Source organism: Paenibacillus sp. MMO-177, assembly GCF_037147795.1.
Classification (GTDB): Bacteria; Bacillota; Bacilli; order Paenibacillales; family Paenibacillaceae; genus Pristimantibacillus.
The window spans coordinates 1,073,723-1,099,054 of record NZ_JBBCUR010000002.1; the positions used below are offsets into that span (position 1 = coordinate 1,073,723).

At 51.1% G+C, this 25,332-nt stretch carries 23 protein-coding genes; 3 read left to right on the plus strand and 20 right to left on the minus strand.

What is annotated here, in order from left to right; all coding sequences use genetic code 11:
- Window positions 1-93: 93 nt before the first annotated feature.
- The 13 genes from WFK81_RS10520 to WFK81_RS10580 all read right to left on the minus strand — a co-directional run bounded on the left by WFK81_RS10520 (window position 94) and on the right by WFK81_RS10580 (window position 15,025).
- Complete coding sequence (locus tag WFK81_RS10520) at window positions 94-2,031, minus strand: stage V sporulation protein D (protein ID WP_336786339.1); 1,938 nt, start codon at window positions 2,029-2,031, stop codon at window positions 94-96.
- 100 nt (window positions 2,032-2,131) lie between these two features.
- Complete coding sequence (locus tag WFK81_RS10525; RefSeq protein ID WP_336786340.1) at window positions 2,132-4,378, minus strand: penicillin-binding transpeptidase domain-containing protein; 2,247 nt, start codon at window positions 4,376-4,378, stop codon at window positions 2,132-2,134.
- A 9-nt stretch (window positions 4,379-4,387) separates the two neighbouring features.
- Window positions 4,388-4,774 (minus strand): cell division protein FtsL, encoded by a 387-nt coding sequence (gene ftsL, locus WFK81_RS10530; protein ID WP_336786341.1) that lies wholly within the window; start codon window positions 4,772-4,774, stop codon window positions 4,388-4,390.
- 19 nt (window positions 4,775-4,793) lie between these two features.
- The gene (gene rsmH / locus WFK81_RS10535; protein WP_336786342.1) at window positions 4,794-5,744 is read right to left on the minus strand and encodes a 16S rRNA (cytosine(1402)-N(4))-methyltransferase RsmH; all 951 of its coding nucleotides are present in this window, start codon (window positions 5,742-5,744) and stop codon (window positions 4,794-4,796) included.
- A 30-nt stretch (window positions 5,745-5,774) separates the two neighbouring features.
- Window positions 5,775-6,212, minus strand: coding sequence for a division/cell wall cluster transcriptional repressor MraZ (gene mraZ, locus WFK81_RS10540; RefSeq protein WP_132306296.1), 438 nt, complete (start codon window positions 6,210-6,212; stop codon window positions 5,775-5,777).
- 130 nt (window positions 6,213-6,342) lie between these two features.
- Window positions 6,343-7,380 carry a DUF4349 domain-containing protein gene (locus WFK81_RS10545; protein WP_336786343.1) on the minus strand — a complete coding sequence of 346 codons (1,038 nt, stop codon included), beginning with the start codon at window positions 7,378-7,380 and terminating at the stop codon, window positions 6,343-6,345.
- 80 nt (window positions 7,381-7,460) lie between these two features.
- The gene (rocF, locus tag WFK81_RS10550) at window positions 7,461-8,354 is read right to left on the minus strand and encodes an arginase (RefSeq protein WP_336786344.1); all 894 of its coding nucleotides are present in this window, start codon (window positions 8,352-8,354) and stop codon (window positions 7,461-7,463) included.
- Window positions 8,351-9,544 (minus strand): ornithine--oxo-acid transaminase, encoded by a 1,194-nt coding sequence (locus tag WFK81_RS10555; protein ID WP_336786345.1) that lies wholly within the window; start codon window positions 9,542-9,544, stop codon window positions 8,351-8,353. The genes rocF and WFK81_RS10555 overlap by 4 nt, the downstream gene beginning before the upstream one ends.
- A gap of 144 nt (window positions 9,545-9,688) precedes the next feature.
- A complete protein-coding gene (locus WFK81_RS10560) occupies window positions 9,689-10,951 on the minus strand; it encodes an adenosylhomocysteinase (protein WP_336786346.1) in 1,263 nt (420 codons plus the stop codon).
- A 149-nt stretch (window positions 10,952-11,100) separates the two neighbouring features.
- Window positions 11,101-12,738: a bacillithiol biosynthesis cysteine-adding enzyme BshC gene (gene bshC, locus WFK81_RS10565; RefSeq protein WP_336786347.1), complete on the minus strand. Its 1,638-nt coding sequence runs from the start codon at window positions 12,736-12,738 to the stop codon at window positions 11,101-11,103.
- A 142-nt stretch (window positions 12,739-12,880) separates the two neighbouring features.
- The gene (locus WFK81_RS10570; protein ID WP_336786348.1) at window positions 12,881-13,276 is read right to left on the minus strand and encodes a DUF3397 domain-containing protein; all 396 of its coding nucleotides are present in this window, start codon (window positions 13,274-13,276) and stop codon (window positions 12,881-12,883) included.
- Window positions 13,277-13,301: 25 nt separating this feature from the next.
- On the minus strand, window positions 13,302-14,255 hold the full coding sequence (locus WFK81_RS10575) for a ketopantoate reductase family protein (RefSeq protein WP_336786349.1): 954 nt from the start codon (window positions 14,253-14,255) through the stop codon (window positions 13,302-13,304).
- A 119-nt stretch (window positions 14,256-14,374) separates the two neighbouring features.
- Window positions 14,375-15,025 carry an RsfA family transcriptional regulator gene (locus WFK81_RS10580; protein ID WP_336786350.1) on the minus strand — a complete coding sequence of 217 codons (651 nt, stop codon included), beginning with the start codon at window positions 15,023-15,025 and terminating at the stop codon, window positions 14,375-14,377.
- Window positions 15,026-15,291: 266 nt separating this feature from the next.
- Here WFK81_RS10580 and WFK81_RS10585 point away from each other — a divergent pair, with 266 nt between their 5' ends.
- Window positions 15,292-15,528, plus strand: coding sequence for a DUF2626 domain-containing protein (locus tag WFK81_RS10585; protein ID WP_132306314.1), 237 nt, complete (start codon window positions 15,292-15,294; stop codon window positions 15,526-15,528).
- Window positions 15,529-15,578: 50 nt separating this feature from the next.
- On the opposite strand, the gene WFK81_RS10590 is transcribed toward WFK81_RS10585, so the two are convergent.
- The gene (locus tag WFK81_RS10590; protein WP_336786351.1) at window positions 15,579-16,733 is read right to left on the minus strand and encodes a class I SAM-dependent methyltransferase; all 1,155 of its coding nucleotides are present in this window, start codon (window positions 16,731-16,733) and stop codon (window positions 15,579-15,581) included.
- 93 nt (window positions 16,734-16,826) lie between these two features.
- Between WFK81_RS10590 and WFK81_RS10595 the strand changes: the two genes are divergently transcribed.
- Window positions 16,827-17,927, plus strand: a complete 1,101-nt coding sequence (locus WFK81_RS10595; protein WP_336786352.1) for a coiled-coil domain-containing protein — start codon at window positions 16,827-16,829, stop codon at window positions 17,925-17,927.
- On the opposite strand, the gene WFK81_RS10600 is transcribed toward WFK81_RS10595, so the two are convergent.
- Together WFK81_RS10600 and WFK81_RS10605 are read right to left on the minus strand one after the other, a co-directional pair.
- Window positions 17,899-19,158, minus strand: coding sequence for an extracellular solute-binding protein (locus tag WFK81_RS10600; RefSeq protein WP_336786353.1), 1,260 nt, complete (start codon window positions 19,156-19,158; stop codon window positions 17,899-17,901). The two genes, WFK81_RS10595 and WFK81_RS10600, sit on opposite strands and share 29 nt — an antisense overlap.
- Window positions 19,159-19,514: 356 nt before the next feature.
- Entirely contained in the window at window positions 19,515-20,846 is a 1,332-nt protein-coding gene (locus WFK81_RS10605) for a PhoH family protein (protein ID WP_336786354.1), read from the minus strand.
- Window positions 20,847-20,963: 117 nt separating this feature from the next.
- Between WFK81_RS10605 and WFK81_RS10610 the strand changes: the two genes are divergently transcribed.
- Entirely contained in the window at window positions 20,964-21,506 is a 543-nt protein-coding gene (locus WFK81_RS10610) for a YhcN/YlaJ family sporulation lipoprotein (RefSeq protein WP_336786355.1), read from the plus strand.
- 307 nt (window positions 21,507-21,813) lie between these two features.
- On the opposite strand, the gene WFK81_RS10615 is transcribed toward WFK81_RS10610, so the two are convergent.
- The 4 genes from WFK81_RS10615 to typA are packed head-to-tail and all read right to left on the minus strand — an operon-like array spanning window position 21,814 to window position 25,330.
- A complete protein-coding gene (locus WFK81_RS10615; protein WP_336786356.1) occupies window positions 21,814-22,860 on the minus strand; it encodes an LCP family protein in 1,047 nt (348 codons plus the stop codon).
- An 18-nt stretch (window positions 22,861-22,878) separates the two neighbouring features.
- Window positions 22,879-23,151: a hypothetical protein gene (locus WFK81_RS10620; protein ID WP_336786357.1), complete on the minus strand. Its 273-nt coding sequence runs from the start codon at window positions 23,149-23,151 to the stop codon at window positions 22,879-22,881.
- A complete protein-coding gene (locus WFK81_RS10625; RefSeq protein WP_336786358.1) occupies window positions 23,148-23,462 on the minus strand; it encodes a YlaH-like family protein in 315 nt (104 codons plus the stop codon). The genes WFK81_RS10620 and WFK81_RS10625 overlap by 4 nt, the downstream gene beginning before the upstream one ends.
- A gap of 29 nt (window positions 23,463-23,491) precedes the next feature.
- The gene (gene typA / locus WFK81_RS10630; protein WP_336786359.1) at window positions 23,492-25,330 is read right to left on the minus strand and encodes a translational GTPase TypA; all 1,839 of its coding nucleotides are present in this window, start codon (window positions 25,328-25,330) and stop codon (window positions 23,492-23,494) included.
- Between the last annotated feature and the right edge of the window lie 2 nt (window positions 25,331-25,332).

The following is a 25,332-nucleotide window of genomic DNA, read 5'->3' on the forward strand; positions in this document are numbered from 1 at the left end:
CTCATTATAGTCAAGGAAAATGAAGAATATCATCTTCCTTGACTATGGTTAGTCAAGGAAAATAAAGAATATCATCTTCCTTGACTATGTAAGTCAATGAGAATCCGCTATATCATCCTCATCGCCCAAATAAATACGTATCGTGGAACCTTTCTCTACCCTCGCGCCAACTGCCGGAGCCTGGCGGATGACCGTATTGCCCGAACCGGCCGAGGTCAAATTGAAATTCATGTTCATATCCTCGTAAATGTCCGATACCGATTTTCCTACCAGATTAGGAACCGTAACGATCGGCGTCTCGCCAAGCTTATATTTCTTGTTGATCTGCTTGTCGCGAGGGGGTACCTGCAGGATCGTAAGGGCATCCTCCATAATATTGCGTACGATAGGGGCCGCCACGACGCCGCCGAACTGAATGCCCTGCGGATTGTCTACCGCCACATAGATGACGATCTCCGGCTTATCGGCAGGAGCAAAGCCGACAAAGGATACGATATGCTCATTCGGAGAATAACGTCCGTTGATTACTTTTTGCGCGGTACCTGTTTTGCCTCCCACTCTGTAACCGTCGATAAACGCATTGCCGCCCGTCCCGAGCGCTACGACGCTTTCAAGCGCTTCGCGCACCTGCTTCGACGTATCGTCCGAAATGACCTTGCGGACAGCCTCGGGCTCAATTCGCTGCACCGTCTCGCCGGTTTGCGGATTAATCCATGCCTTGGTTACATGAGGTTTGTACAAGGTACCACCGTTGATTGCGGCCGATACGGCAGCAATCTGTTGAATCGGCGTTACCGATACGCCTTGACCGAAAGCGGTAGTCGCAAGCTCGACGGGACCAACCTTATCCAGCTTGAACAAGATGCCGTTTGCTTCTCCAGGAATATCAATGCCTGTTTTTGAACCAAATCCGAAGTTTTTAATATAATCGAAAAGCTTCTCTTTGCCAAGCCGATTACCAAGGTTTACAAATCCCGGGTTGCAGGAATTTTGCACGACCTCGAGGAAGGTTTGGCTTCCGTGACCGCCTTTCTTCCAGCAGCGCAGCCTGGCTCCGCCGATCTCGACGGCGCCAGGATCAAAGAAGGTTTCGTTCTTGAGGTCTACCTTTTTCTCTTCGATCGCTGCTGCAAGAGTAATAATCTTAAACGTCGAACCCGGCTCGTACGTCATCCAGATCGGAAGATTCCGGTTATAGATCTCGCTTGGGAATTCCCTGTAATTGGCAGGCTCATAGGTTGGCCGGCTGGCCATCCCGAGAATTTCTCCCGTGTTCGGATTCATCGCTATCGCAATAATATCGTCCGGCTGGAGCGCCGTCATTGCCTGATCGAGTTCCCGCTCCATGACCGCCTGAATCTGCTTGTCGATCGTTAATTCCAGTGATAAGCCTTGCTGCGGCGCCTGATAGGTATCCGTGGAATTCGGCATTGTTTTGCCCGATGCCGTAGACAAATAAGAGACGTTGCCGTCAATCCCCTTCAGCATATCATTATATTTGGCTTCCACGCCTGTTAGCCCTTTATCCACTCCCGTGAAGCCCAGCAAATGCGCGGCGAGGCTTCCGTACGGGTAATAGCGGTTATTATCCTCTGCGACGACAACGCCGTTAAGATGCAGGTTTCTTACCTGCTGCGCCTTATCCAGCGTCATTCGTTTCCCGCCGGGCTTTAACTCTACAATACTTGTTTTCTTGGAGAGAAGCTTGACCAGCGTTTCCTCCGTCATGTCCAAATAAGGCGCAAGCTTGGCCGCCGTTGCCTGTTTGTCCGGAATTTGCACGGGAATAGCCAGCACGGTTGGCGTGCTCACGTCATAAGCCAGCTTGGTCCCGTTGCGGTCCAGAATATCGCCGCGCTTCGCCTTATAAGGAATTTCGCGCCGCCAGTTATCTTCCGCTTGGGCGGACAACTTCTCGCCCTGCCACAACTGAACGTAAGCAAGCCGGAAAATCAGCCCCGCAAAAGCTGTCACGCTGATTAATAGCACAATAAACAGCCGGCGACGCAACGTTACATTTGATACCTTCATCCTTGTTCCCCCTTACGCCTCATCCTTCGGCTGAGCGTACGCTGACGCTCATTCCCAACCTATGAGGGACAAGTGGGGGATAGAACAAGCTATCGATTAATTATTGCGTATTGGCCGTATCGACTTTCTGATCGTCTGCCGTATTCGTCCCGTTGGCCGTATTTGCGTTGCCATCCTCCGTGTCTGAAGAATCGGCCTGACTGTTCGCCGGGTCCGTCTGCGGCGAGAGCGTGAGCTCAACGAGACGTTCGCCGTTTTTCGTCACCTGTTTCTGGGAGACCACGTAGCCTTCCCCCTTAACCGTTACGCGGATGTTCAGCACAGAAGCGATTTCGAGTGCGTCACGCAATGAAATACCCGTCATATCCGGGATTTTCAGCTTGTCCCGCTGTTCCGTAATCAAGTATACCTTCTGGGCCGGATGAACGGAGGCCCCGGATGCAGGCACTTGCTGGATGACTTTTGTTCCGCCGCCGACTACCTCAACGTTCAAGCCGCGCGATTTCAATTGCGTTTTTGCCTGGGATACCGTCAGGCTTTCAAGCTTCGGCACGGAAACCGTTACTTCTTTCTTCCCATTCTCGGTGACTTTAATATCCGGCGCAATGCCCATATGCTTTAAGCTCTTGTAAACAATATCCTTGAACGCAGGGGCCGCAACGGCGCCGCCGCCGGCTTTCGGATCGTTCGGCTCGTCAACGACGATATAAAGGACAATCTTCGGATTCTCGACGGGTGCGTAGCCGATAAACGATACGACGAACTTGTCTTGCGAATATTTTCCGTTAATGACCTTTTGCGCCGTACCCGTCTTGCCCGCTACCCTATAGCCTTCGATATAGGCATTGCGGCCGGTACCGATCTCTTGGTCCGATACAACCTGTTCCAAGTATTCGCCCACCTTCTTCGAGGCTTGCTGCGAAATGACCTGTCTTACAACCTTAGGCTGCGTCTTTACGGTTGTCTTCGTGTTAGGATCATAAATCTGTTTTACAATATGCGGTTCCATCAGCTTGCCGCCGTTCGCAACGGCGGCAACTGCCGCAATCTGCTGAATGGCGGTCACTTGTACCTTGCCTTGACCAAATGAAGCGCGGGCAATGTCGGAAGGAATGGATAAGTTCACATTGATTGCGCCCGATGCTTCACCGCCAAGCTCGATACCCGTTTTTTGGCCGAACCCGAACCGGTTGATATAATCCATAAGCTTTACGCCGCCAAGCTGCTCCCAGCCGAGCTTAACAAACGCAACGTTACTGGAGCGCTTCAAGCCTTCCAGATAGGTAATGGTCCCCCAGCCGACTTTGTTAATGTCTTTTACCGGAGCGCCCGGTACCGAGATATAACCGGACTTATAAGTGGCGTTCGGGTTAAAGATCCCTTCCTGTACGGCGGCAGCAAGTGTTACAATCTTGAACGTGGAACCAGGCTCGTACAAGGATTTGATCGAGTGGTTATAGGCATTCTCATAGTTCATATTCCAATATGCATTTGGATCAAACGTCGGATAATTGGCCATGGCCAGAATATCCATCGTATTCGGATCTGCCGCAATGGCGGTAATACTTTTTGGATGATACTTCTGATTGATGTCCTCGAGTGCTTTCTCGACGTAATTCTGAATGTCCATGTCGATCGTAAGAGCAATATCCTGACCGTCTTTCGCCGGTTTGTATTCGACTTGGCCTCCCGCAAGCTGGACGCGTTTGCCGTCTTTTTCGTACTTGAGCTCCCCGTCTTCGCCTTTCAGTTTATCGTTATAGAACGACTCAATCCCCGAGGCTGCCTGGCCTTCCTTCGTCACGTAACCGAGCAGCTGCGAAGCCATGGAATGACGAGGGTAGTACCGCTTCTGATCTTCAAACAAATAGATGCCGACGTCTTTCGTCTTGTATTTGTCGTAAAGACCCTGCCGGAACTTAACCACCTTGTCGGCAAGCTCCTTGTCGATCTTCCAGCCTTCCTCGTGAATCTCGCGCTGCTGATAGTAGTCGCCGTTATCCTTTTGCGCCGTCACGATCTTGAGCAGATCGTCTTCCGGCTTGCCCAGCAAAGTATGTAATCCCGCTGCTACTTCGTCGGCTATATTCAAGGAATGGATCACTTTAGGGTTAACCGCGATATCATAAGCGATGGAGTCCATGGCGAGCATATTGCCGTCTCTGTCTGTTATAGACCCCCTCTTCGCTAAGAGCTTCTCTTCAGCCGCCCATCTTGTCTTGGCCTTATCGTACCAAAAGTCTCCTTTGACCACCTGCACCCAATAGATTCTGCCGATTAGAACAACAAAAAGGAGGGTCATTATCCCTCCAAACAACAACGTACGAAGTTTAATTCGTTTCACCATATGCGTCACCTATTCCGTCTTGGCGGATTGTGTATTTACCATGATGTCCGGCTGTTCAGTGCTCGCCATGCCTTGCGTTTCTGCCATTTTGCGGATCCTCTCCGGATCGTTAAGCATTTCTACTTGCTTCTGCAGCTCTTTCATATCAATGTTCATCGTTGCGTATTGCGTCTTCATTTGCTTGATTTGGACGCGCATATCATAGTTTTTCGCGTATTGATTGACAATGACCCCAAGTACGATTACGCAAAAAACGACCGTAAACATGTACAGCAGCTTCTCTTGAACCGGAATCGACTTGCGCTTCACAACAATCCGTTTCGTCTCGCGGACGACCGTCCGCTGATCCGGCTTACGCTTTGGCTGCATGGCCAAATTGCCGTTGATATAAGCCAATGAAAGAACCCCCTCTAACCTACAATTTTTCTGCGACACGCAGCTTGGCCGAGCGAGAGCGAGGGTTAACTTCAAGTTCCTGCTCTGTCGGAACAATCGGCTTGCGGTTCACTAACCGAAGCTTTCCTGTGCCGCCGCACACGCATTTCGGGAAATCCGGCGGACAAGTGCATTTTTCAACATAACTCGCAAATAATTGCTTGCAGATGCGATCCTCTAACGAATGGAAAGTAATAACGGATATTCTGCCGCCTGGACTAATGCATTTCACTGCTTGTTCCAATGCATCTTCCTCGGCGCCGAGCTCGTCATTCACGGCAATCCGAAGGGCCTGGAAGGAACGCTTGGCCGGATGACCGCCAGTTCGTCTTGCTGCAGCCGGAATGCCGGCTTTGACCAGTTCAGCCAGTTCACCGGTTGTTTCAATCGGCGCATTCTCGCGGGCCTGGACAATTTTACGTGCGATCGATCTAGCGAATTTCTCTTCCCCGTACACATGCAGAATCCGGGAAATCTCCCGTTCTTCCCAGCTGTTTACGATATCATAAGCCGTTAAGGCTCCTCCTTGATCCATCCTCATGTCAAGAGGAGCATCATGGTTGTAGCTGAAGCCGCGCTCCGCCTCGTCCAGTTGGGGACTGGAAACGCCAAGATCGAACAATATACCGTCGACCTGAGGGACACCGTCTACCGTTGGAACATCACACGTGAGAAGCATTTCTTCCAAATAACGAAAATTGCTCTTGACTAGCGTTACTCTATCCATATAGGGAGCAAGCCTTACGCGTGCGTTATCCAGCGCAGCATCATCCTGGTCAAATGCGATCAAACGCCCTCCACCGCTCAGCCGGGACACAATTCTTTCACTATGACCTGCGCCGCCAAGCGTACAGTCGACGTATATGCCGCCTGGCTTGATCGCCAGTCCGTCAACCGCCTCTTCCAATAGCACTGTAATATGCTGAAACACGCTAACATCCTCCCATTCCTGTTGTTTACTCTAGAAGTTGAAGTCGAAATCGACCAATTTCTCCGCGATTTCGTTGAACGCCTGCTCGGATTGCTCATAATAGCCTTCCCACGTGGATTTGCTCCAAATCTCCACGCGGCTCGAAACGCCAAGCACCATACAATCCTTATCCAGCTTCGCATATTCGCGAAGGTGGGCTGGTATGTTTACCCTTCCCTGTTTGTCGAGCTCGCATTCCGTTGCCCCGGAAAAGAAAAACCGGGTAAACGCGCGGGCATCCGACTTCATGAGAGGCAGTGACTTCAGCTTTTGCTCCAGCACGCTCCACTCGCTCATAGGGTAAACAAACAAGCAGTTATCCAATCCGCGGGTTGCGATAAAGCTGGTACCGAGTGATTCCCGGAACTTTGAAGGAATGATGATGCGGCCCTTCTCATCAATGGTATGTTGATATTCACCCATAAACATGAGATGCGCCCCACTCCTTCCCCCATATCCTCCACTTCGCACCACATTTCCCCACTAAGATAGAGTAGTTCGCCACCTAAAATAAAAATCCTGCTCAGTGAGCAGGATTTTTGAAAAATAATTTATATGATTAACCGTTAGGCTGATTCGGATCTTCTTCCTTCTCCTCTTCTTTGACAGGAGGGGCTGCAGGGTGCCTTGGCGGAGCTTGATATTTCGGCTTGGAGCGGAATTTGCCACGCAGCCAGTATACCGGAAGACCAACAATAACAAGCAGAAGCAGAATCGGCAATGCACCGGCAACAAAGATAAGCAGTCCCTGCAGGACGGTGATCATGGCGTTTACGCTGTCTTGCAGCGCTTTAGACATTTTATCGCCAAGACCGTCTTCCACCGACAATGTATCCGACTTCGCGTTTGGCTGATACAGCCTGAGCTCAACCGTAGAATAAGAAACGTTGTTATCCAGGTAGCGGATGCGGCCCTTCAACCGCTCGATATTTTCCTGAACCGTCGCAAGCTGCTCCGAAAATTTCACCAGATCATCCGCTTTTGTCGCCTTATCCATAAAAGCAAGCAGCCTTTCCTCCACCACCTGCTGCGCTTTCAGCCGCGACTGCAGGTCCACATACTCTTCGGTTACATCCGTTCCGCTGATCTGCCGCTCAAATTTCTTATGCTCGATACCGGCAAGGCGGTCAATAAAATCCATAAAGCCTGCCGCCGGCACTTTGATGGTATAGGTTGAGCTCTTCTCCCCGTCGTATTGACCATCCTGGAATTGCAAAATATATCCGCCTGACTGGTGGATCGTGTTGCGAAGCGCCGTTGCGGCCTTATCATAATCTACGGCTTCTATCGTTAAATTCGCTTTGTAAATCAGTTTTTGATTCAAGCCCGTTCCCGTGCCGTCTGCGGCAATCTCTCCAATAGAACCGCCGCCCGCTTCGCCGCCTACCGCTGCAGCCGGCGCTTGGGCAGAGCTTGCCGCGCTCTCCGAATTGACGGCCGCCTTGGCATCCGAGGATTGTTCGGTTACGGCCGCGCCGCTGTTCGCCGTTGAAGATGCCGAGTTCATGTCTCCGCTTCCTGTTGAGCACCCTCCGAGAAATAGCGCAATCGCCATCATCATAAGCAAGAACGCGTAACCGTACTTTTTGATACGCATCGATACTCCCCCTTTTCTCTGGTTCACCGTCCTAGACGCACAAGATCTGGAAAGGTTGCACAGGGGAGGAAATACAATATCTAACTTTTCATGCTGCTTAAAAAGAGCACGATCAGCTCCATTGCAAGCATTGAGGTCTGATCCTTGCGGTCAAGCATAGGATTCACCTCCACGAACTCGGCGGAGGTCATTCGTTTCGATAACCCGAGCAGGCGGATAGCCTCCCGCGCTTCGTCTGCAGTTAAGCCATCCCGTACGGGCGTTCCCGTCCCCGGAGCAACGGATGGGTCAACGCTGTCGATATCAAAGCTCAGATGGATGCCGTCAGCCGCATTTCCCGCAAGCCGGAGCGCTTCGGAGATGACCGCATGAATCCCAAGCCGTCTAATGTCGGCCATGCGGAAACAAGCAATTCCTTCGGCTTGGATAAGCGCTTCCTCCGCAGGATCCAGGTCGCGCGCTCCGATAAGGACGATATTGCCGGGAGCGATTGTACCCGCTCCCGGCAAGAAGTGCGATAAAGACAGCTGGGCCCTTCCTTGGGCGACGGCAAGCGGAATGCCGTGCATGTTGCCGGAAGGGCTGGTTAACTCCGTGTTCATATCGGCATGCGCGTCTATCCATATGACGCCAAGCTTCTTGTAATGCGAGGTCAAGCCGGCTAAGGTCCCCATCGCCAGACTATGGTCTCCGCCAAGAACGAAAGGAAACTGTCCGGAAGAGACAACGGCTTTTACAGCCCGGGCCAATGCGGTTCCGGTCTTGATGACTTCCTCGGAATGGTTCATCGCGACCGGGATAGCAGGAGCAGGCATTCCGGCGTTAATGATCTCCTTCAGCTGTTGAATCGTGCAGCCCTGCTGCTGAAGCTTCTGAAAAAGACCCAGCCGAAAGATGTGGCGGGGGGCCTGCTCACTGCCGGGGATTCCGGCGCCCAGGCCAAAGGGAACGGATAACAAAGTAAGCTTATTCATATTTGGAACACTTCCTTGATCCGCTCCAGCGCCCAGTCGAGCTCATCCTTCGATATGACTAACGGCGGAGCGAAGCGGATGGCCGTCTCGTGGGTTTCCTTGCACAGCAGTCCGATCTGAAACAAAGCTTCGCAATAGGCCCTTGCTTGCACGGATAGCTGCAACCCGATAAATAAACCTTTTCCCCTTACTTCGATAATATCTTCATGGCTTAGCGCCTCAAGGGATTGTTTGAAATAATGGCCAAGCCGTTCCGACCGTTCAGCCAGCTTCTCATCTTCCATTACCGCAAGCGCGGCCAACGCCACTGCGCATGCTAAAGGATTGCCGCCAAAGGTTGAGCCATGCGAGCCAGGCTCGAACAAGCCAAGCACGTCATCCCCGGCCGCAACGGCCGAGACAGGCAGAACGCCTCCGCCAAGCGCCTTGCCCAATATATACACATCCGGAACGACGTCTTCCCAGTCGCAGGCAAACCGCTTGCCCGTCCGGCCAAAACCCGTTTGTATCTCATCGGCCATAAACAATACATGATGCTGTCTGCATAATTCATAGGCCTGCTTCAAATAACCGTCAGGCGGCACAATCACACCGGCTTCGCCTTGAATCGGTTCTACAAGAAAAGCCGCCGTGTTCGGCGTTATCGCATTGGCTAGCGCTTCGACATCGCCGTAAGGGATAATTTTAAATCCCGGCGTAAACGGCCCAAAACCGGCACGGTACTGCGCATCCGAGGAAAACGACGTAATCGTAATGGTCCGGCCGTGAAAATTGCCTTCGCAGACGATAATTTCGGCTTGGCCGGAAGGGATCCCCTTAATCCGGTAAGCCCAGCGGCGCGCTGCCTTTAACGCTGTTTCTACCGCTTCGGCCCCCGTATTCATCGCTAGGATTTTGGACTTGCCCGTAAATTCAGCCAGCTTCTTGGATAACTGGCCAAGCTGCTCGCTATGGAAGGCCCTTGAAGTCAACGTCACCTTATCCGCCTGTTCCTTAAGCGCACGAATGATTGCGGGATGCCGGTGACCGTGATTCAACGCGGAATAAGCGCTTAGCATATCCATATAACGTCGGCCTTCCGGATCCTCCACCCAAACACCCTCTGCCCTCTCGATTACAACAGGAAGCGGACTATAGTTGCGTGCACCGAAACGATCCATGAGACGTATCGTGTCAACGGAGCTTTTCATTTGCACAATCCCCCCTGAAATGAATTGCGAAGCAACTCATTCTTCGTAAGCATGCTCTTGTTTCATTGTACGGTGATTGCCGCAAGTCCCATGACCGCAAAAAAAAAAGAACGCGCCAAACGGCGCGTCCCTTTTAAATCAAATCTATTCTTCTTTCCAGCTGTCAAGATAAGCAACCTGCTCGGGCGTAAGCTTGTCGATGCTGATGTTCAGCGAATCCAGCTTGAATCGCGCTACCTGCTCGTCAAGCTCGTAAGGTACGTTTACGACTTTTTTGCCGATATTCGCATATTGTTCGTTCACGTACCTAAGGCCAAGTGCCTGAAGGGCAAACGTGGTATCCATGATCTCTGCCGGATGCCCGTCGCCTGCAGCCAGGTTGACAAGACGTCCTTCAGCCAGCACATAAATGCTGCGGCCGTCCTTCAGCTTATATTCTTCGATATTGCGGCGTACGGTGCGGATATGCGTCGACATCGCCGCAAGTTCCGGCTTGTTGAACTCCACGTCGAAGTGGCCGGCGTTCGAGAGAATCGCGCCATTTTTCATGACTTCGTAATGCTCGGCACGGATGCAGTCTTTATTGCCCGTTACGGTGATGAACAATTCGCCTACTTTGGCCGCTTCCGCCATCGGAAGAACGGTAAAGCCATCCATGTAAGCCTCAACCGCTTTGATGGCATCCACTTCGGTTACCACCACGTTCGCGCCAAGGCCTTTGGCACGCATCGCAACGCCCTTACCGCACCAGCCATAGCCGACCACAACGACCGTTTTGCCTGCAACAACGAGGTTTGTCGTCCGGTTGATGCCATCAAAAACGGATTGGCCGGTACCGTAACGGTTGTCGAACAAATATTTGCAATAAGCGTCGTTTACGGCAACCATCGGGAAGCTTAGCGTGCCTTCCTTCTCCATTGCCTTCAGACGGATAATTCCCGTTGTTGTTTCCTCTGCGCCGCCGCGAAGGTTCTCGCGGAGATCCGGACGTTCGGTATGCAGAATCGTAACCAGGTCGCCGCCGTCATCGATAATCAAATCCGGCTTGGTCTCAAGCGATTTGACAAGCAGCTCCTTGTACTCTTCCGGCTCCGGATTGTATTTGGCAAACACCGTAATGCCGTCTTCCACAAGAGCCGCGCAAATATCGTCCTGCGTGGACAACGGGTTGCTGCCCGTAATGGTCACGTCGGCGCCGCCTGCTTTTACCACCTTCGCAAGATAAGCGGTTTTGGCTTCCAGGTGGAGCGAAATGGTAACCTTCAGGCCTTTAAAAGGCAGATCCTTCTCGAATTGCTCTCGGATCCGGTTCAAAACCGGCATATGCGCGCTTGCCCAGTCGATTTTCAAATGCCCTTCCGGTGCAAGGGCGATATCGCGGATAATGCTTTTTTCCAATGTACTCATGCTTTTTAATTGCCTCCTACAACATTCTTACCACAATAGAACTTACAAGTTTCAAGACAATCGAAAAATTGAAGTTCTATTTGGCGATTAAACCTACCTCTAAACGCGGTCGCCCATCTTCGAATTACCTCGAGAAAGGTTTACTCACATCACAAATAGACAAGCTGATGTCCGCCTGTTGGGCTGAACGGAAGCTCGAGCAGCTTCTCCAGCCAAGCGGAGCCGTATCGGTTCCAATAGCCGGTCATGTTGATGACTCTCTCCTGCGGTTTGCCGCTCGGCCAGAGCGAAAGCGCGATGCGGTCAAGCTGACGTATCGATGCGTCGTATTGCTTATGGAATGCATCCTTCGTTTTCGATTCCAAATATTCGATCTGTTCAACAATCTTCTGGCGGTTCGTCTCGCCCAGCTTCAGCAGACCAGGCTGTATGGAACCGGCAAGCTCAAGCAGCGGTCCATACATCGCAATAAACGACTGCTTCACCTCTTGGAACCGCTCTTCGATGGAAAGCTGGTCCTGCTCGGACAGCCACGCTTGCTTGCGGTCTTCGAATCGTTTGGCCACATCCTCGAAAGACAGCTCATACTTCAGCATATGCTTCGCAATGGTACCTTCTACAAGGGTGAAAGACATCCGCGGCACAATAATCGGCATTTCCATTCCTAGCTTACGGAAAGCTTCGCCGGTTAATGCCCAATAAGCTATTTCGCCCGGACCCAGGACGGTACCAAGTACCGGGAACAAATAATCCTGCATAATCGGTCTCGTGAGCACGTTATTGCTGAGCTGGGATGGCTGCTCCTCCGCCAGCTGAAGCAGCTGCTCCTTCGTCCAGAAAGCGGTCGCCTTCCGGTCCTGGAACTGCCCTTCCCGCTTGTGCAGCAAAGTCCGCTCATCTCCGCTAGCCGGGTTAAACACAAACAGGTTCGCGCTTCCGTCGACTACATCCGCCTGCAACTGGTAGCCAAGCGATTTCACTTTCTCCGCCGCGGATTTATAAGCCGCTTCCAGCTCATCGTTCTCCTCGATCATCCGGCGGAACATCGGAGCTTCGAGTTTACGGAGTTTAGGATCATCCGCATCCAGCAGCACGAGTCCTTCCTTGCCGAACAAAAAGGCCAGAATGCCGGCGAACATGTCCGATAACGACCGGGATTGACCTGCAATTTGCCTTAGCTGCTCCAGAAGCCCAGGCTTAAAGTCGGAATGCGGAAGCGTCTGCTCGAGCTCTTCCAGCAGCGCGTTCCAGCTGTCCGTATCCACAGCCGTACGGCTGACGGATGTTCTTGGACCTTCAGGACGCTGCACGATCAGCTTGCGCAGCTCATGCTCCGCATTCAGCACGTAAGTATGATTCGCTTCATCCCAATCATGATCCTCGCCGGCAATCCAGAAGACCGGCACAACCGTGCGGCCCAGCTTCTCCGAAGCCCATTTAGCCCCGCTGACGATGGAGACCGCTTTATGTATCACAAGCAGCGCTCCTGACCACAAGCCGGCTTGCTGTCCGCCGATAACAACCGGTGCGCCTTCCGCAATAGCGCGAATGGAAGCGTCCACTTCCGGCGTTGTGTACGGACTGTTGTATTGGCGCAGCACTTCGGCCAATTCTGCCGCGTTTGCCCGGCTTCCCGCAAGCCCTTCCAGTTTCTTAAGGCGCTCCGCCCAATCCTGCTCGCGTCCGGCATGATAGCCGTACAGCGAATCGATATTTGCGTCCGTACAATGTATATAAGCCTCTGTTAAAGGCTGGGCGCTTGGCAAGTCATAATGTTCCGTATTCATAGCGCAGCCAGTTCCTCCCAAATCAATCATTTATTTTTGTATAACTGTAACCATTCAAGCAACAATTTGATTGTACACAAAGGATAAGCCGCGCGTCAAAAGAAAAAAGACCCGCAACCTCTTGGTTACAGGCCAGCCGTACTTAAGCGGAAAAGATTTTTTGTCCGATCGCAATAAACATCAGAAGCAAGTACGCCATGCTCATCGCAAAAAATCCCAGCCGCCACACGGCGCGAAACACCCGCTTCACATTTACGTTCCCGCGTTTGCGGAACTGCATATTGCCCAGCAATCCGCCGCCAAGCAGCATAAAAAGAATTATGGCATACAGTCCGAATGAGCTGTTAAATATGGAATCAAACAATACGGCCACGCATCCGATCAGAAGCGCCGTTGTAACATCCATCGCCAGCTGGAACGCTTTTTTTCTATCGTCCGAAAACATGCCATACCCGAAATAAACCAGAAGAAACGGAATGACAGGTATGACTGCCAAATAGGCGTAGACATATTTTATGCTGTCCCATAAAAAGCCCATGTCATTCGCACCTTTCCTCGTTTTCTTATTGAAGCTGCTTTACGAATGCCGTAACAGCATCATTTAACGGAGAGGCCATACCGTGGATTCTGGCAAGCCCGGAAACACCGCCGTTGATCCAATCGACTTCCGTCTGCCTCCCAGCTCTGACGTCGCTGAGCATGGAGGATACGTTTGCTGCCGTAGCCGAGCAGACCTGCATTACAAGCTGCCATCCGTCAACGCCCGGCTTCATTCCGTCTGCCGCAAGAATGGCAGATGTTTCCTGGAACAAGGACCTCATCAGCTTCAGCCTCGACGGATGCTGCGGGAGCTCCCCGTTTGTCGTATCATAAATTGCCGTAAGCGGATTAATAACCGCATTAATAAGCAGCTTTTGGTAAATCCGGTCCTTCATCTCATTCGACAAACCCGCACGTAATCCTGCCGATTTCAGTATATTTAGCAACAAATTTTGGAGATTATCGTCCTTTTTGTCTTCCGTATATGGTCCAAACCATAAAGGACCGTCCCCTGTATGCCTCACCTGGCGGGCATCGTCCAGCCGTCTGGCTCCAACGGAAGTGACGCCCGCATAGAGGAAAGCGCCAGGCAGAGCGGCAGCCAGCTTTTCCATATGGCCGATTCCGTTCTGAAGGCATAATAGCGCCGTTTGCCTTCCGCCAAGCTTCTGAAGCTGACGCAGCAGCCGTTCGTCGATATGGCTTTGCTTGACCGTCAAAATGATCCAGGCCTCGGATTGCCCGGCATCCATTCGAGCTTGTCCCGCTTGAGAGGCCTCAAGGCTTGCAAGAGAATGGCTGTTCACTCCTATATCCCGTATAATCCCATTCAGCATTTCGAGCCTAATGCCTTCCGTCCGAAGCCGCTCCGCCTGCATCTCGGTTCGTGTCCACACGGTAACGTCTTCTCCCGCCTGAGCGAGCAGACCGGCATGCAGGAGACCAATCGCTCCGCCTCCAACTATATGTATTTTCAAACTCGGATCACCACTTCAGAAGTATTGGGCATAAAAAAAAGTATGCTCGTATATATAGCATACTTGTTTCTTGATAAAAAGCGAACACCCCGCCGTACATCGACAGGCGGGGCACTCACCTATTCAATTCGTTCCAAATTTCCGTTTGCATCCATTTTAAAGCGAGGCTTTGCTTCCTCTTCATGCGTCAACACCGCCAGACGGCGTGCCCGGTCCATAATTTGAATCAATGTTTTATAATCATCATTGACGGCCCGGTAATCGGTTTGAACATTATTTACTTCTCTAGACAATCTTTCATTCTCTTCGCGCAAACGGTCGATTTCATCGTCCTTTTCCTTCAGCTCTTTTTCAAAGGACTTGATCTGACGGCTTACATCCTGATAAGTGGTCTTGAACTGTCTAAGAAAACGAATAATGGAATCAACGGATAAACCTTCTTCCGTCGTTACCGCATTAGCGTTAAATGCTCTTTCTTCTGCATCGTAAACGGCAATAGAAGAGACATGAGGGGTTGCGACGATCGCCTGTTTTTTCAAATAATTGCGCTTCTGGCGCTGCTGCTTGGCGATTTGAATCGCTTCTTCATAACGTTTGCGGACACAGCTGTTCCAGCGGAATCCGCAAGCGGCAGAAGTCCGTCCTATACGTTCCCCTACCTCTTCAAATGCCGCTAGCTGGGTACTACCTTCGCGAATATGGCGTAGTGTAACTTCGGCGAGTATAAGATCGTCGTCGGGACTCCACGCATCTTGTCTGACTGCTGTCATGCGACCAAAACCTCCTTACGTAAAGGCGCTTACTTTATCTCTATGCCCTTGGTAGAGTTCATAGAATCTATCGGATACTAATTTGTATAACCAAATTTCAAAAAGCTCATACATAATTCATCCGATTAACGAGCAAACTGATATCGTAACGCTTTCAATTTACACAAAATAGTTGATTTTGTTCGTACTTGCTTGTTTACACTGCCAAATTCAACCGTTATAATGTACAATAGAAATTCGGGTCAGAGCGAAGGGGGGATGGTTTCATGGCACGCATGTATCGGGTACTCGGTTTTTGGACTCTTGTGATCGGCTTGATGGCCTTCGCAGGTCACATGACTGAATTCGCACTTCTGTTTTTTGCACAAGCGGTAGCTTTCGTTTTCCTGGGTTATCTCAAATTTAGCGAACGAACATACATACTCATGTTCTGGGGATATATGGTTATTTCGTTTGTAGGCTTTACTTACTGGACCGTATTCAAGATGGGCAACCCATTCTAAAGTTTGCGAACGACAAAAAAGGTGCGGCTCCTGAGGAGCCGCACCTTTTTTCATTTATCCAGCACGAGTACCTTAAACGTCTCGCTCATTCCGTCGCTCAGCAGCAGCTGACGAACCGCCCGGTTCGTTCTTGCCGCTTGGCCGAACGGATCGGTTTCCGCATGGTTTTGCAGGAGCTCAAAAGCCCCGTGATCAATCAGAAATTGCTTCTGGGTACCATAATAGGCAATTCGCCAACCTCCGGCTTCAGCGGCATGGCAGAGCGATGTAAACGGCACATGCGCCGTTATATCCTGCTCCCCGATCCGAAGGTAGGGCTCGTCGGACGCGGTATGATCCGAATAGCACAGCAAAGTCCCCTTCATGCGGTGCCCCGCCGTATATTCCTCTGCCTCATGACCGTAATCGATGATGATGACTCGCCCCTTTCCCATCGCTTCGGCCAGCCCGGCAAGCCATTGTTCCGCATCAAGGTTAATCTCCGTCTGTTGTCCTTCCATTATCCGAATCCCGTCTCTTTGCATTGCTGCAGCAATCCGATCATCCGAGAGCGGCATATGCACCTCGTAAAAGCCGTCTTCCGCATTACCGGTCACGCCAAGCTCAACAAGCTCCCCCTGCTCCATCGTCACCCGATGCACCGGAAACGCATCCAGCAGCTCATTGGCGAGCACAACCGCAGGAAGCTCCTGCCAATGTCCACCGCTTTGCATGGCTTCGTCAGAAGACAGGAATAACGCGGTACCGCTTGCATTTGAGCCCAATGCCCGCTTCGCTTCTTCCAAGTGGCCCGGATGATCGTCAACCAGAACAGGCCGGCATTGAAGCGCGGAGGATTCTGCTTTGGCTTGCCAGGCTTCTTGCATTTGCATCGTCAGCCGCCCGGTCCCCGCTCCCCATTCCACGAGCTGAATATCTCCCCCTATAGCCTGGACCGCGTAGTCATACACATAATTCGTCAAGCAATGCGCCATCACGGCACCTACGGCAGAGCTGGTGTAAAAATCGCCTTCCCGCCCCACTCGCACAGGTCCTGAGCGGTAATAGCCGTCATTCTTGTCATATAAACATAAACTCATATATTGTTTGAACGTTATGCAGCGAAGGTCTGAAGAGTCCTTGCTGCCCGCCCGCCAGCCGACCGCAGGCATTCCGGCTATCTCATCCGAAATCCGGTTGATCAACGATTTTTTGCCTATTTTCACCTGCTCAACTCCCGCTTATAAGATATAATAAATGGAACCGTCGCATACAATGTTAGCTGTACAGGCCTAGCAACGTAAGAAAGGAGGCGGCTGGTGGCATTCCATCGCATTTATGTTCGAGGCAGATGGCTCTTTATCCTTCTTATCGTTCTTATGCTTGCCATGTGCAAGCTCCCCGTCATGGCCGAACCTCAATTAACGGAGGACGAGCAGGTTAATCAAATTTTAGAGAAGAGCTTGTCTATCGTTGAGATAGACAAAGAAATTGCACGCATACAAGCAGAAAAAGAGAAGGTTGCAGGCGACATGTCCGTCACCGACAAACGGATTGCGCAGCGTGAGCAGGAAATCAAGGAGAAGCGTGAAGAAGCCGGAAAAGTGCTTCGCGCTTATTATATGGGCGAACGCGAAATTCTGCTGCGCGCGGTTCTTTCCTTCAATTCGATCCACGATTTATTCGCTATGCTGGACTATGTGGACATTATTTTTTCGCAGGACCGGAACACGCTTGATTCTTACACGCAGGAATATAAGAGCTTGAAAGAGGAATACGCCCAATTGGACGGAAGAAAAACGGAGCTTGAAGATATTGAAAGCCGGCTTCAAACCCAGCGCAGCCGGGTTGCGCAGCTGGAGCAGCAGATTGACGGCCAGCTCGCCGGACGTTCCGATGCGGATCGGCTTCGCCTGCTGATGCAGGAGCTGACGAATTATTGGGAATCGGCCGGACTTAAAGAAGTAGAGCAGTATTTCGGCGCTTTGTCCGAAGCGATGAACAAGCTGCCTAGCTGGATTGAGGACAACAAGCAGTACCTGGAAATAAACGGGTTTAATTATACGATTCATATTCCGGAAGACGCTTTGAACACTTTCCTCAGGGAGCAGGATAAACGATTTAACGATTTCTCCTTCCGCTTTGAAGACGGCAAAGTAATCGCGTCAGGCAAGCACGATAACATGGAGATTGCCGTCTCCGGCCATTACACTGTGGAAGAAAAGCCGAAGAACGGCATTGTATTCCATGTCGATGAGCTGTTGTTCAACGGGTTTGCGCTGCCGGATACGACACGGAAAGCGCTTGAGAATAAATTTGATCTCGGCTTTTATCCTGGCGACATCATTAAATTCATACAAGCTAAATCGGTTGAAATGAAAGAAAAGGAACTTATTGTTTATTTGAAGATGAAGCTGTAACCGATTGGATAAAGGCGGTAATGTCTGCTGACCCGCTCGTATAGAGCTGCCATAAAGCTTCCCAATGGCTCCATTCCTTATGCCAGTTCGGAGCAGGAGGTTCTCCGATAGGCTCATCATTCAGTAAAGACAACCACCATGTAGGCGGATATTGGGCCGTTGAGCCCGAATATCCGCCTATTTCGTATATCGAATTTTTCGCAGGCAGTTTGCCAAGGCGTTCATAATTACGCCCCTGCTCGGTCACGCTCGTCATCTCTTTAATCCAGGTGAACGCCGCCACTGTCCGATCCGTATTTGCCGAGACCACAAAGCTGCGGCTCCCGAGCCACAAGTTGCGTAGCTTGATCTTGTCGATTAACAGCTTATCCTGCTCCGATTGCGAAAGTCCTTTATAATCCGACCACCGTACAACCGAGACAAGCACACGTTGATTATCCATCTCTGTGCCAAGCAAGCGGTTGTTTACGGCTATTGACGGAACCGTCAAAGAAGCCGTCTCCTTTAGACGGTTAGCAGACTCTTCATTCAGGATTAAGGCAGCCGCTCCGCGTTTGTCCGCGCTGCTCCAGGCATCCAGCCAAGCTGCCGTTCCGCTGAAATCCGCAGGCAAATATAGCAAGGACTCCGGCGAAGCCCCACGAGCCGATAGGCGGTCCGCGAGCTGCAGGAAGCTTGTCCAATCCTTAGGAGGATCGCTCATGTTCTGTTCAGTCAACATGGCCTTATTCCACACAAGGATGAATGGGTCCGCATCAAAAGGAATACCCCAGAGATAGCTGTTCCACTTGAGCGGAGCAAGCAGCTTCGCCGGCTGGTCGGACAAAGTGCTTGCCGTATTGACGCTGTCAACGGGCTTAAGCAGGCCCATGACGGCAAACTCTCTTACCCAGCCGCTGTCCATCAGCATAATATCGGAAGAAGAGCCAAGCAAAAGATCCTGCTTCCAGGTCGCATAAGCCTCTTCCTTCGATTCGATATTCATCAGCTCTACATGGATGTTGGGATATTTGAATCTGAATCGTTCATTTGCCTCTTCTAAATAAGCAAATTGCTCAGGCGGCATGAAAACGGTTACAACAATGGATTCCACCGGTTCGTCATCAAGCTCGTTAGCGACGGGTCCAGTGTTTGAGTCATGGGAGCTGCCGCCGGATGATGCCGGCTTATGCGGGTCCATGTTGGGAATAAGCAAAATAACGGACAACAACACTGCTCCTGCAAGGATCATTACGAATCTCCTTGTAGCCACACACTTCTCCCTTTCCGATATGTCTTAAGCCCCCGCACTCTAGTCTATTAAAACCTATCATAGCAATAAAACGCAGAGTTGTCCAAACAAGTCTAGGACTTTATCCCCCCCGGCCTATAGGTTAATGAGGCAAACTGCGTATTTGAATGTTCTTTCGATCGCCATTGCTCGGGGATTCCTCTCATCCACAATGACAAGGAAGGAATCCCCGAGCAAAAGCGACCACTACGTTTCTCCAGAATCATTCAAATACTCCGTTTGTCCTATTAACCTTTGCCTTTAAACCGCATAGAAGCGGTGCTGGGATTTTCCCGGCACCGCTACATTTTTAAAGATTATAACAAATCCGCTGCGAGCTGAGCGAGCTTGGAACGCTCGCCTTTTTCCAGGGTGATGTGACCGCTGATCCCTTCGCTCTTGAAATGCTCTACGATGTGCGTAAGCCCGTTGCTCACGGCGTCGAGATAAGGATGGTCGATCTGCTCCGGATCGCCCATCAGAACGATTTTGCTGCCCTCCCCTACGCGGGAGACAATCGTTTTGACTTCATGCTTCGTTAAGTTTTGAGCTTCGTCGATAATGATAAACTGACCCGGAATCGAGCGGCCGCGGATATAAGTCAGCGCTTCGACCTGTATGCTTCCGAGTCCCATCAATATTTTATCGATGTCGCCGGATTTTTTGGTATCAAACAGGTACTCCAGATTGTCGTAGATCGGCTGCATCCATGGGCGCAGCTTCTCTTCCTTCTCGCCCGGCAGATAACCGATATCCTTGCCCATCGGTACGACCGGACGGGCAATCAGCAGTTTTTTGTATTTATGCTCATCCTCCACCTTCAAGAGGCCTGCGGCAAGCGCGAGCAGCGTCTTGCCCGTGCCGGCTTTGCCGGTCAGAGTGACAAGCGGGATTTCGTCGTTGAGCAGCAGCTCAAGAGCCATGCGCTGCTGGGCGTTACGGGCCGTAATTCCCCAGATCGGATCATTGCTTAAGAACAACGGCTCTAGGCGTACGCCATCCTGGCTGACCTTCAGCAGAGCGGATTTGGAGGTTCCCATCTCATCCCGCAGGATCACGAATTCGTTTGGCTTCAGCCTGGCGATATGCTGCAAGCTTTTGACCGTCAGGAACCGGTACGTATAAAATTCATCGATAACAGACGGATGGACGAACAAGGTCTCGTAGCCGGCATAAAAATCAGTCGTGGACACGGTCCGGTCGGACAAATAATCCTGGGCTTTCAGGCCCAGCACATCCGCTTTGATTCGGACCAGCACATCTTTGCTTACAAGAACGACAGTGCTGGATTGTTCATTCTCCAGCTGTTCCAAGTGATAGTTGAGCGCGACCGCAAGAATTCGGTTGTCATTGGTCATTTCTCCAAACATCTCTTGCACGCGCATGAAACTCCGATGATTAAGCTCCACCTTTAACAGTCCGCCGTTAGGAAGCGTTATGCCCTCGTGTAGATGCCCTTCCACACGCATACCATCAAGCAACCGGGATATGGAACGCGCATTGCGCCCTAGTTCGTCTGCCAGCCTCTTCTTGGAGTCGATTTCTTCGAGCACCACCGCGGGAATGATGACTTCGTTATCATCGAAGGCAAAGAGCGATTGCGGATCATGAAGCAGCACATTAGTGTCGAGCACGAATATTTTTTTCATGAGAACCCTCCCGGCGTCGGTCATTCAATAGATAGACATACATAGCCATACTTGGCTGCGGGTACACTACATTCTGATTAGACGATGTGCAACAAGATAAAAGAGGTGGAATCAACAATGTACCGGAAACTTATTGCGGCGATCGCTATTGCGGCAATTACGGCTGGCTGCGGCACCGTCGCTCGAAACAAAACATCACCCTCTCCTCAAAATAATGGCTCCGTTCACGCACAGCAGACAAATCCTCAGAAGAAAGAAATTACGAATCCTGAGCAAGTCTCCAGGCATTTGGAACAGCTGGCCATGGGCATCAAAGGTGTTACGAATGCGCACTGCGTGGTACTCGGAAACACCGCCGTGGTGGGGATCGATGTCGACAGCAAGCTTGATCGCTCCAGAGTAGGCACAATCAAATATTCCGTCGCCGAAGCTTTCCATAAAGATCCCTACGGCATTGATGCTATCGTAACAGCCGATATGGATTTGTCACAGCGGCTGAACGAAATCGGTGCGGATATCCGGCGCGGCAGGCCGATCAGCGGCTTTGCCGAAGAGATGGCTGACATTATCGGCCGTATCGTACCGCAGATCCCTCGAGAGGTTATGCCGCAGGATCCGGAAGTACAACAGCGGGTAAACAATTTACACAATCTTCATTAGCTTGTATACCGCGCCATAAGACACAAAAAGCCTAGTGATCAAATCACTAGGCTTTCCTTACGACAGTGTGCCCCTTCGGACAAGCCTGTCATCAGTTTATTCGGTTCCATCCGGATACATGCCGAGATCGGCACACAGATGCAGTCGTCAACCGCCAGGCTCAAGAATTTTCCAGAGCGCTTATCCCCGCTTCTTCTTTTAAGTGTGAATGTCGCGGTTACGGCGTTGGGCATCCGCATGACCTCCTCTTGAAAGGAATTCATATCCGTACACCCATTATAGCGGTAAAAGAACCGCCAGTCTATGGTTATTCAGCCATTTTTGCTTGCAATGCGGCGCGAGCTTCGCTCAGCTTGGCCTCATCCAGGTAGACGTAAGGGCTTTTCCATACGCCCTCCAGCGGAATAAACTGAACATCCGAGCTGCTAATGCCGAAATACGTCTTCATCAGGTTCTGAATTTCCTTCGGCGGCATATCGATTTCCATGTTGTCGCCGACAGCGTCGATAACTTCGCCCATTTTCGTAATTCCGCTCAGCGATTTCATCTTGTCCACAATCTTCGCTACAACTTCGCTCTCGCGCTTGTTGCGGTCGAAATCGCTGGACATGTTTTTGCCGTCATTGGATTTCCGGTAACGGACAAAGTCAAGCGCTTGGTCTCCGTTAAGCTTCTGGAAACCCTTCTTCAGATTGATGTTGGTGCCGTCATAATTATCGACGTATTTCATATCCATATCGACGTCCACTTCAATACCGCCAAGCGCGTCAACAACGTCCTCGAAACCTTTGAAGTTAACAACCGCCGTATATTTCAGATCTACGCCAAAAAATTTGCCCAGCATATCCCGAATCGCGCGTTTTGCATCCTCTTCGGCCGCTTCCTTGTCCATTCCTTTCTCGGAACGGGCTTGGCTGAAGAACGTAGCATAGTTGGCATTCGCCTTACGCTCCCCATATCCCTCCAGCTGCAGCAAGGAGTCGCGCGGAATCGAAATGACCGTAGCCGATTTGGTATTCGGATTAAAGACGGCCACCATCATGACGTCGGTGTTCATGCCGCCGCCCTTGGCCCTTGTGTCGAGGCCCAGCAACACCATTCCGACTGCTTTCTTCTTGACGGATTCCGAACTCGGAATCTTTACGTCATCGTTTGATACTGTGCCAATTTGCTGAATCGCATTGTTCGCCTTGCTAGCCAAAAATCCGAAGTACGCCACGATAATCAAAATAACAGCTAATAATAGCAGTAATACGACTTTCCACACGCGTCTTTTCTTCGGTTTCTTAGGCGATCTAGGAGCGGTCTTGGCATTTGCTCTACGGGAGGGCAGTTCAGCCGAGCCTTGCGTCATGAGATCATCACCTTTATGTCAGTTATATTTCGGATTGGACCGGATATCAACGAGAAGCTGCTCGGCAGCCTCCCGCGGATACATTTGCAGCTTTGTGCGTCCGTTGCGCTCATATTTGACATGAACCATAGTCGCATCCGTTGCCGAAATATGCGGACCGGCAACCCCGTGATCTTCCGACAAAATTTGCGCGAAAAAGTCACGGGTATCCAGTGCCGCCCGATCATCCGGCCGGTCTTCGGCTACGATATGAATCTGCAGCCAGTTGAACAAGGCATCATCAAAGGTCATTTGCCCGAATCAGCTTCCTTTACGGCGCCGCTCTCGGCCCGGTTATTTTTCCATTTGTCGTAGATCTGCCGGCCGCGAAGCATAAGCATCATCAGCACGGCAATTCCCATACATTGAATAATAGGAAGCTTGTCGACCTGCAGGACCATCAGCACAAACGAGCCGATGGCCATCAGGATGTAGACAAGAACCTCTTTCAGGATCGGAAGCTTCTGATTGTTAGCCCTGAACACTTTGTTGAAGATATAAATCGTAAATCCAAGAATAAGCAAATACGATACGGCGTGATGGTCGCTCAACCATTGCTGCATGCCGTGACCCCCTTATGCCTGCCAGGTGATTATGCGTTTGCTTGCGCCATTTTGCGGTGCTTCTCGGCACGCTCGCGCTCGCTCTTATTCAAGATTTTTTTACGCAGACGAATCGATTTCGGCGTAATTTCGCAATACTCGTCGTCGTTCAGATACTCGAGCGCTTGCTCAAGGGAGAACAGACGAGGCGTTTTGAGCTTAACGGTATCATCTTTACCGGCGGAACGCACGTTAGTCAGTGCCTTCTCTTTACAGATGTTTACAATGATGTCGTTATCGCGGGTATGCTCGCCAACGATCATGCCTTCGTAAATTTCGGTGCCTGGCTCAACAAATTGAATACCGCGGTCTTCTACACCCAGCATGCCGTAGAAGGTCGATGTTCCTGTCTCGCTCGATACGAGAACGCCCTGGTGACGTCCGCCAACTCCAGCTGCCAATGGACCGTAGCTGTCGAATGCATGGTTCATAATGCCATAGCCGCGTGTCAAAGTCAGGAACGAAGTACGGTAGCCGATCAAACCGCGTGCGGGAATAATGAATTCCAGACGAACTTGGCCGTTGCCGTTGTTGATCATGTTCACCATTTCGGCTTTGCGTGTTCCAAGGCTCTCCATAACGGCGCCCATGCTGTCTTCCGGAACGTCAATCAAAAGGCGCTCGTACGGCTCGGACTTCACGCCGTCAATTTCCTTAACGATTACTTCCGGCTTCGATACTTGAAGCTCGAAACCTTCGCGGCGCATATTCTCGATCAGAATGCCGAGGTGAAGCTCGCCGCGGCCCGACACGATAAAGGCGTCTGGGCTTTCCGTCTCTTCAACGCGCAGCGCAACGTCCGTCTCAAGCTCCTTGAACAGACGCTCGCGAAGCTTACGGGAAGTAACCCATTTGCCTTCGCGGCCCGCGAACGGAGAGTTGTTGACAAGGAACGTCATTTGCAGCGTAGGCTCGTCAATCTTCAGAACCGGCAAAGCTTCCGGTTTGGAAGGATCGGCAATGGTCTCGCCGATATTAATGTCTTTAATACCAGCAATTGCAACGATGTCGCCTGCGCCTGCTTCTTCAATCTCAATGCGCTTCAGACCCTGGAAGCCAAACAGCTTCTCGATGCGGGCTTGCTTCACGGCACCCTCGCGGTTGATAACCGCAACGGATTGTCCTTGACGAACGATACCGCGGTTTACGCGGCCAACCGCGATGCGGCCCAGATATTCATTGTAGTCAAGCAAGGTTACAAGATATTGAAGCGGCTCATCAACCGTTTCGGTTGGATGAGGGATGTGGCTTACGATCGTTTCGTACAAAGCCTGCATGTTGTCATCTTGCTTCTCTGGATCAAGGCTTGAAGTACCCATCAATGCGGAAGCATACACAACCGGGAACTCCAGCTGATCGTCATTCGCGCCAAGCTCGATGAACAGGTCGAGCACTTCATCAATAACTTCCGTAGGGCGGGCATTCGGACGGTCAATTTTATTAACGACAACAATTGGCGTAAGGTTGCTCTCGAGTGCTTTCCGCAATACGAATTTTGTTTGCGGCATGCAGCCTTCAAACGCATCGACAACGAGCAATACGCCGTCAACCATCTTCATAATCCGTTCTACTTCACCGCCAAAGTCCGCGTGTCCAGGTGTATCGACGATATTAATCAGGTAGTCTTTATAAGTAATCGCCGTATTTTTCGCCAGGATGGTAATACCGCGTTCGCGTTCCAAGTCGTTGGAATCCATTGCGCGCTCCTGAACAGCCTCATGTTCTCTGAATGTACCTGACTGCTGCAGCAGCTTATCGACCAGAGTCGTTTTGCCGTGGTCTACGTGGGCGATAATCGCAATATTCCGGATGTTTTCTCTTGCTTGCATAA

Excerpts from the sequence above, each read along its gene's own strand:
- WFK81_RS10625 (WP_336786358.1), bottom strand. The coding sequence starts at position 23,462 with ATGCAGCAATGGTTGAGCGACCATCACGCCGTATCGTATTTGCTTATT.
- WFK81_RS10525 (WP_336786340.1), bottom strand. The coding sequence starts at position 4,378 with ATGGTGAAACGAATTAAACTTCGTACGTTGTTGTTTGGAGGGATAATG.
- WFK81_RS10605 (WP_336786354.1), bottom strand. The coding sequence starts at position 20,846 with ATGAAAAAAATATTCGTGCTCGACACTAATGTGCTGCTTCATGATCCG.
- WFK81_RS10520 (WP_336786339.1), bottom strand. The coding sequence starts at position 2,031 with ATGAAGGTATCAAATGTAACGTTGCGTCGCCGGCTGTTTATTGTGCTA.
- WFK81_RS10620 (WP_336786357.1), bottom strand. The coding sequence starts at position 23,151 with ATGACCTTTGATGATGCCTTGTTCAACTGGCTGCAGATTCATATCGTA.
- typA (WP_336786359.1), bottom strand. The coding sequence starts at position 25,330 with ATGCAAGCAAGAGAAAACATCCGGAATATTGCGATTATCGCCCACGTA.
- WFK81_RS10580 (WP_336786350.1), bottom strand. The coding sequence starts at position 15,025 with ATGACAGCAGTCAGACAAGATGCGTGGAGTCCCGACGACGATCTTATA.
- WFK81_RS10615 (WP_336786356.1), bottom strand. The coding sequence starts at position 22,860 with ATGACGCAAGGCTCGGCTGAACTGCCCTCCCGTAGAGCAAATGCCAAG.
- bshC (WP_336786347.1), bottom strand. The coding sequence starts at position 12,738 with ATGAATACGGAACATTATGACTTGCCAAGCGCCCAGCCTTTAACAGAG.
- WFK81_RS10585 (WP_132306314.1), top strand. The coding sequence starts at position 15,292 with ATGGCACGCATGTATCGGGTACTCGGTTTTTGGACTCTTGTGATCGGC.
- mraZ (WP_132306296.1), bottom strand. The coding sequence starts at position 6,212 with ATGTTTATGGGTGAATATCAACATACCATTGATGAGAAGGGCCGCATC.
- WFK81_RS10610 (WP_336786355.1), top strand. The coding sequence starts at position 20,964 with ATGTACCGGAAACTTATTGCGGCGATCGCTATTGCGGCAATTACGGCT.
- rocF (WP_336786344.1), bottom strand. The coding sequence starts at position 8,354 with ATGAATAAGCTTACTTTGTTATCCGTTCCCTTTGGCCTGGGCGCCGGA.
- WFK81_RS10570 (WP_336786348.1), bottom strand. The coding sequence starts at position 13,276 with ATGGGCTTTTTATGGGACAGCATAAAATATGTCTACGCCTATTTGGCA.
- WFK81_RS10600 (WP_336786353.1), bottom strand. The coding sequence starts at position 19,158 with ATGATCCTTGCAGGAGCAGTGTTGTTGTCCGTTATTTTGCTTATTCCC.
- WFK81_RS10555 (WP_336786345.1), bottom strand. The coding sequence starts at position 9,544 with ATGAAAAGCTCCGTTGACACGATACGTCTCATGGATCGTTTCGGTGCA.
- WFK81_RS10560 (WP_336786346.1), bottom strand. The coding sequence starts at position 10,951 with ATGAGTACATTGGAAAAAAGCATTATCCGCGATATCGCCCTTGCACCG.
- WFK81_RS10545 (WP_336786343.1), bottom strand. The coding sequence starts at position 7,380 with ATGCGTATCAAAAAGTACGGTTACGCGTTCTTGCTTATGATGATGGCG.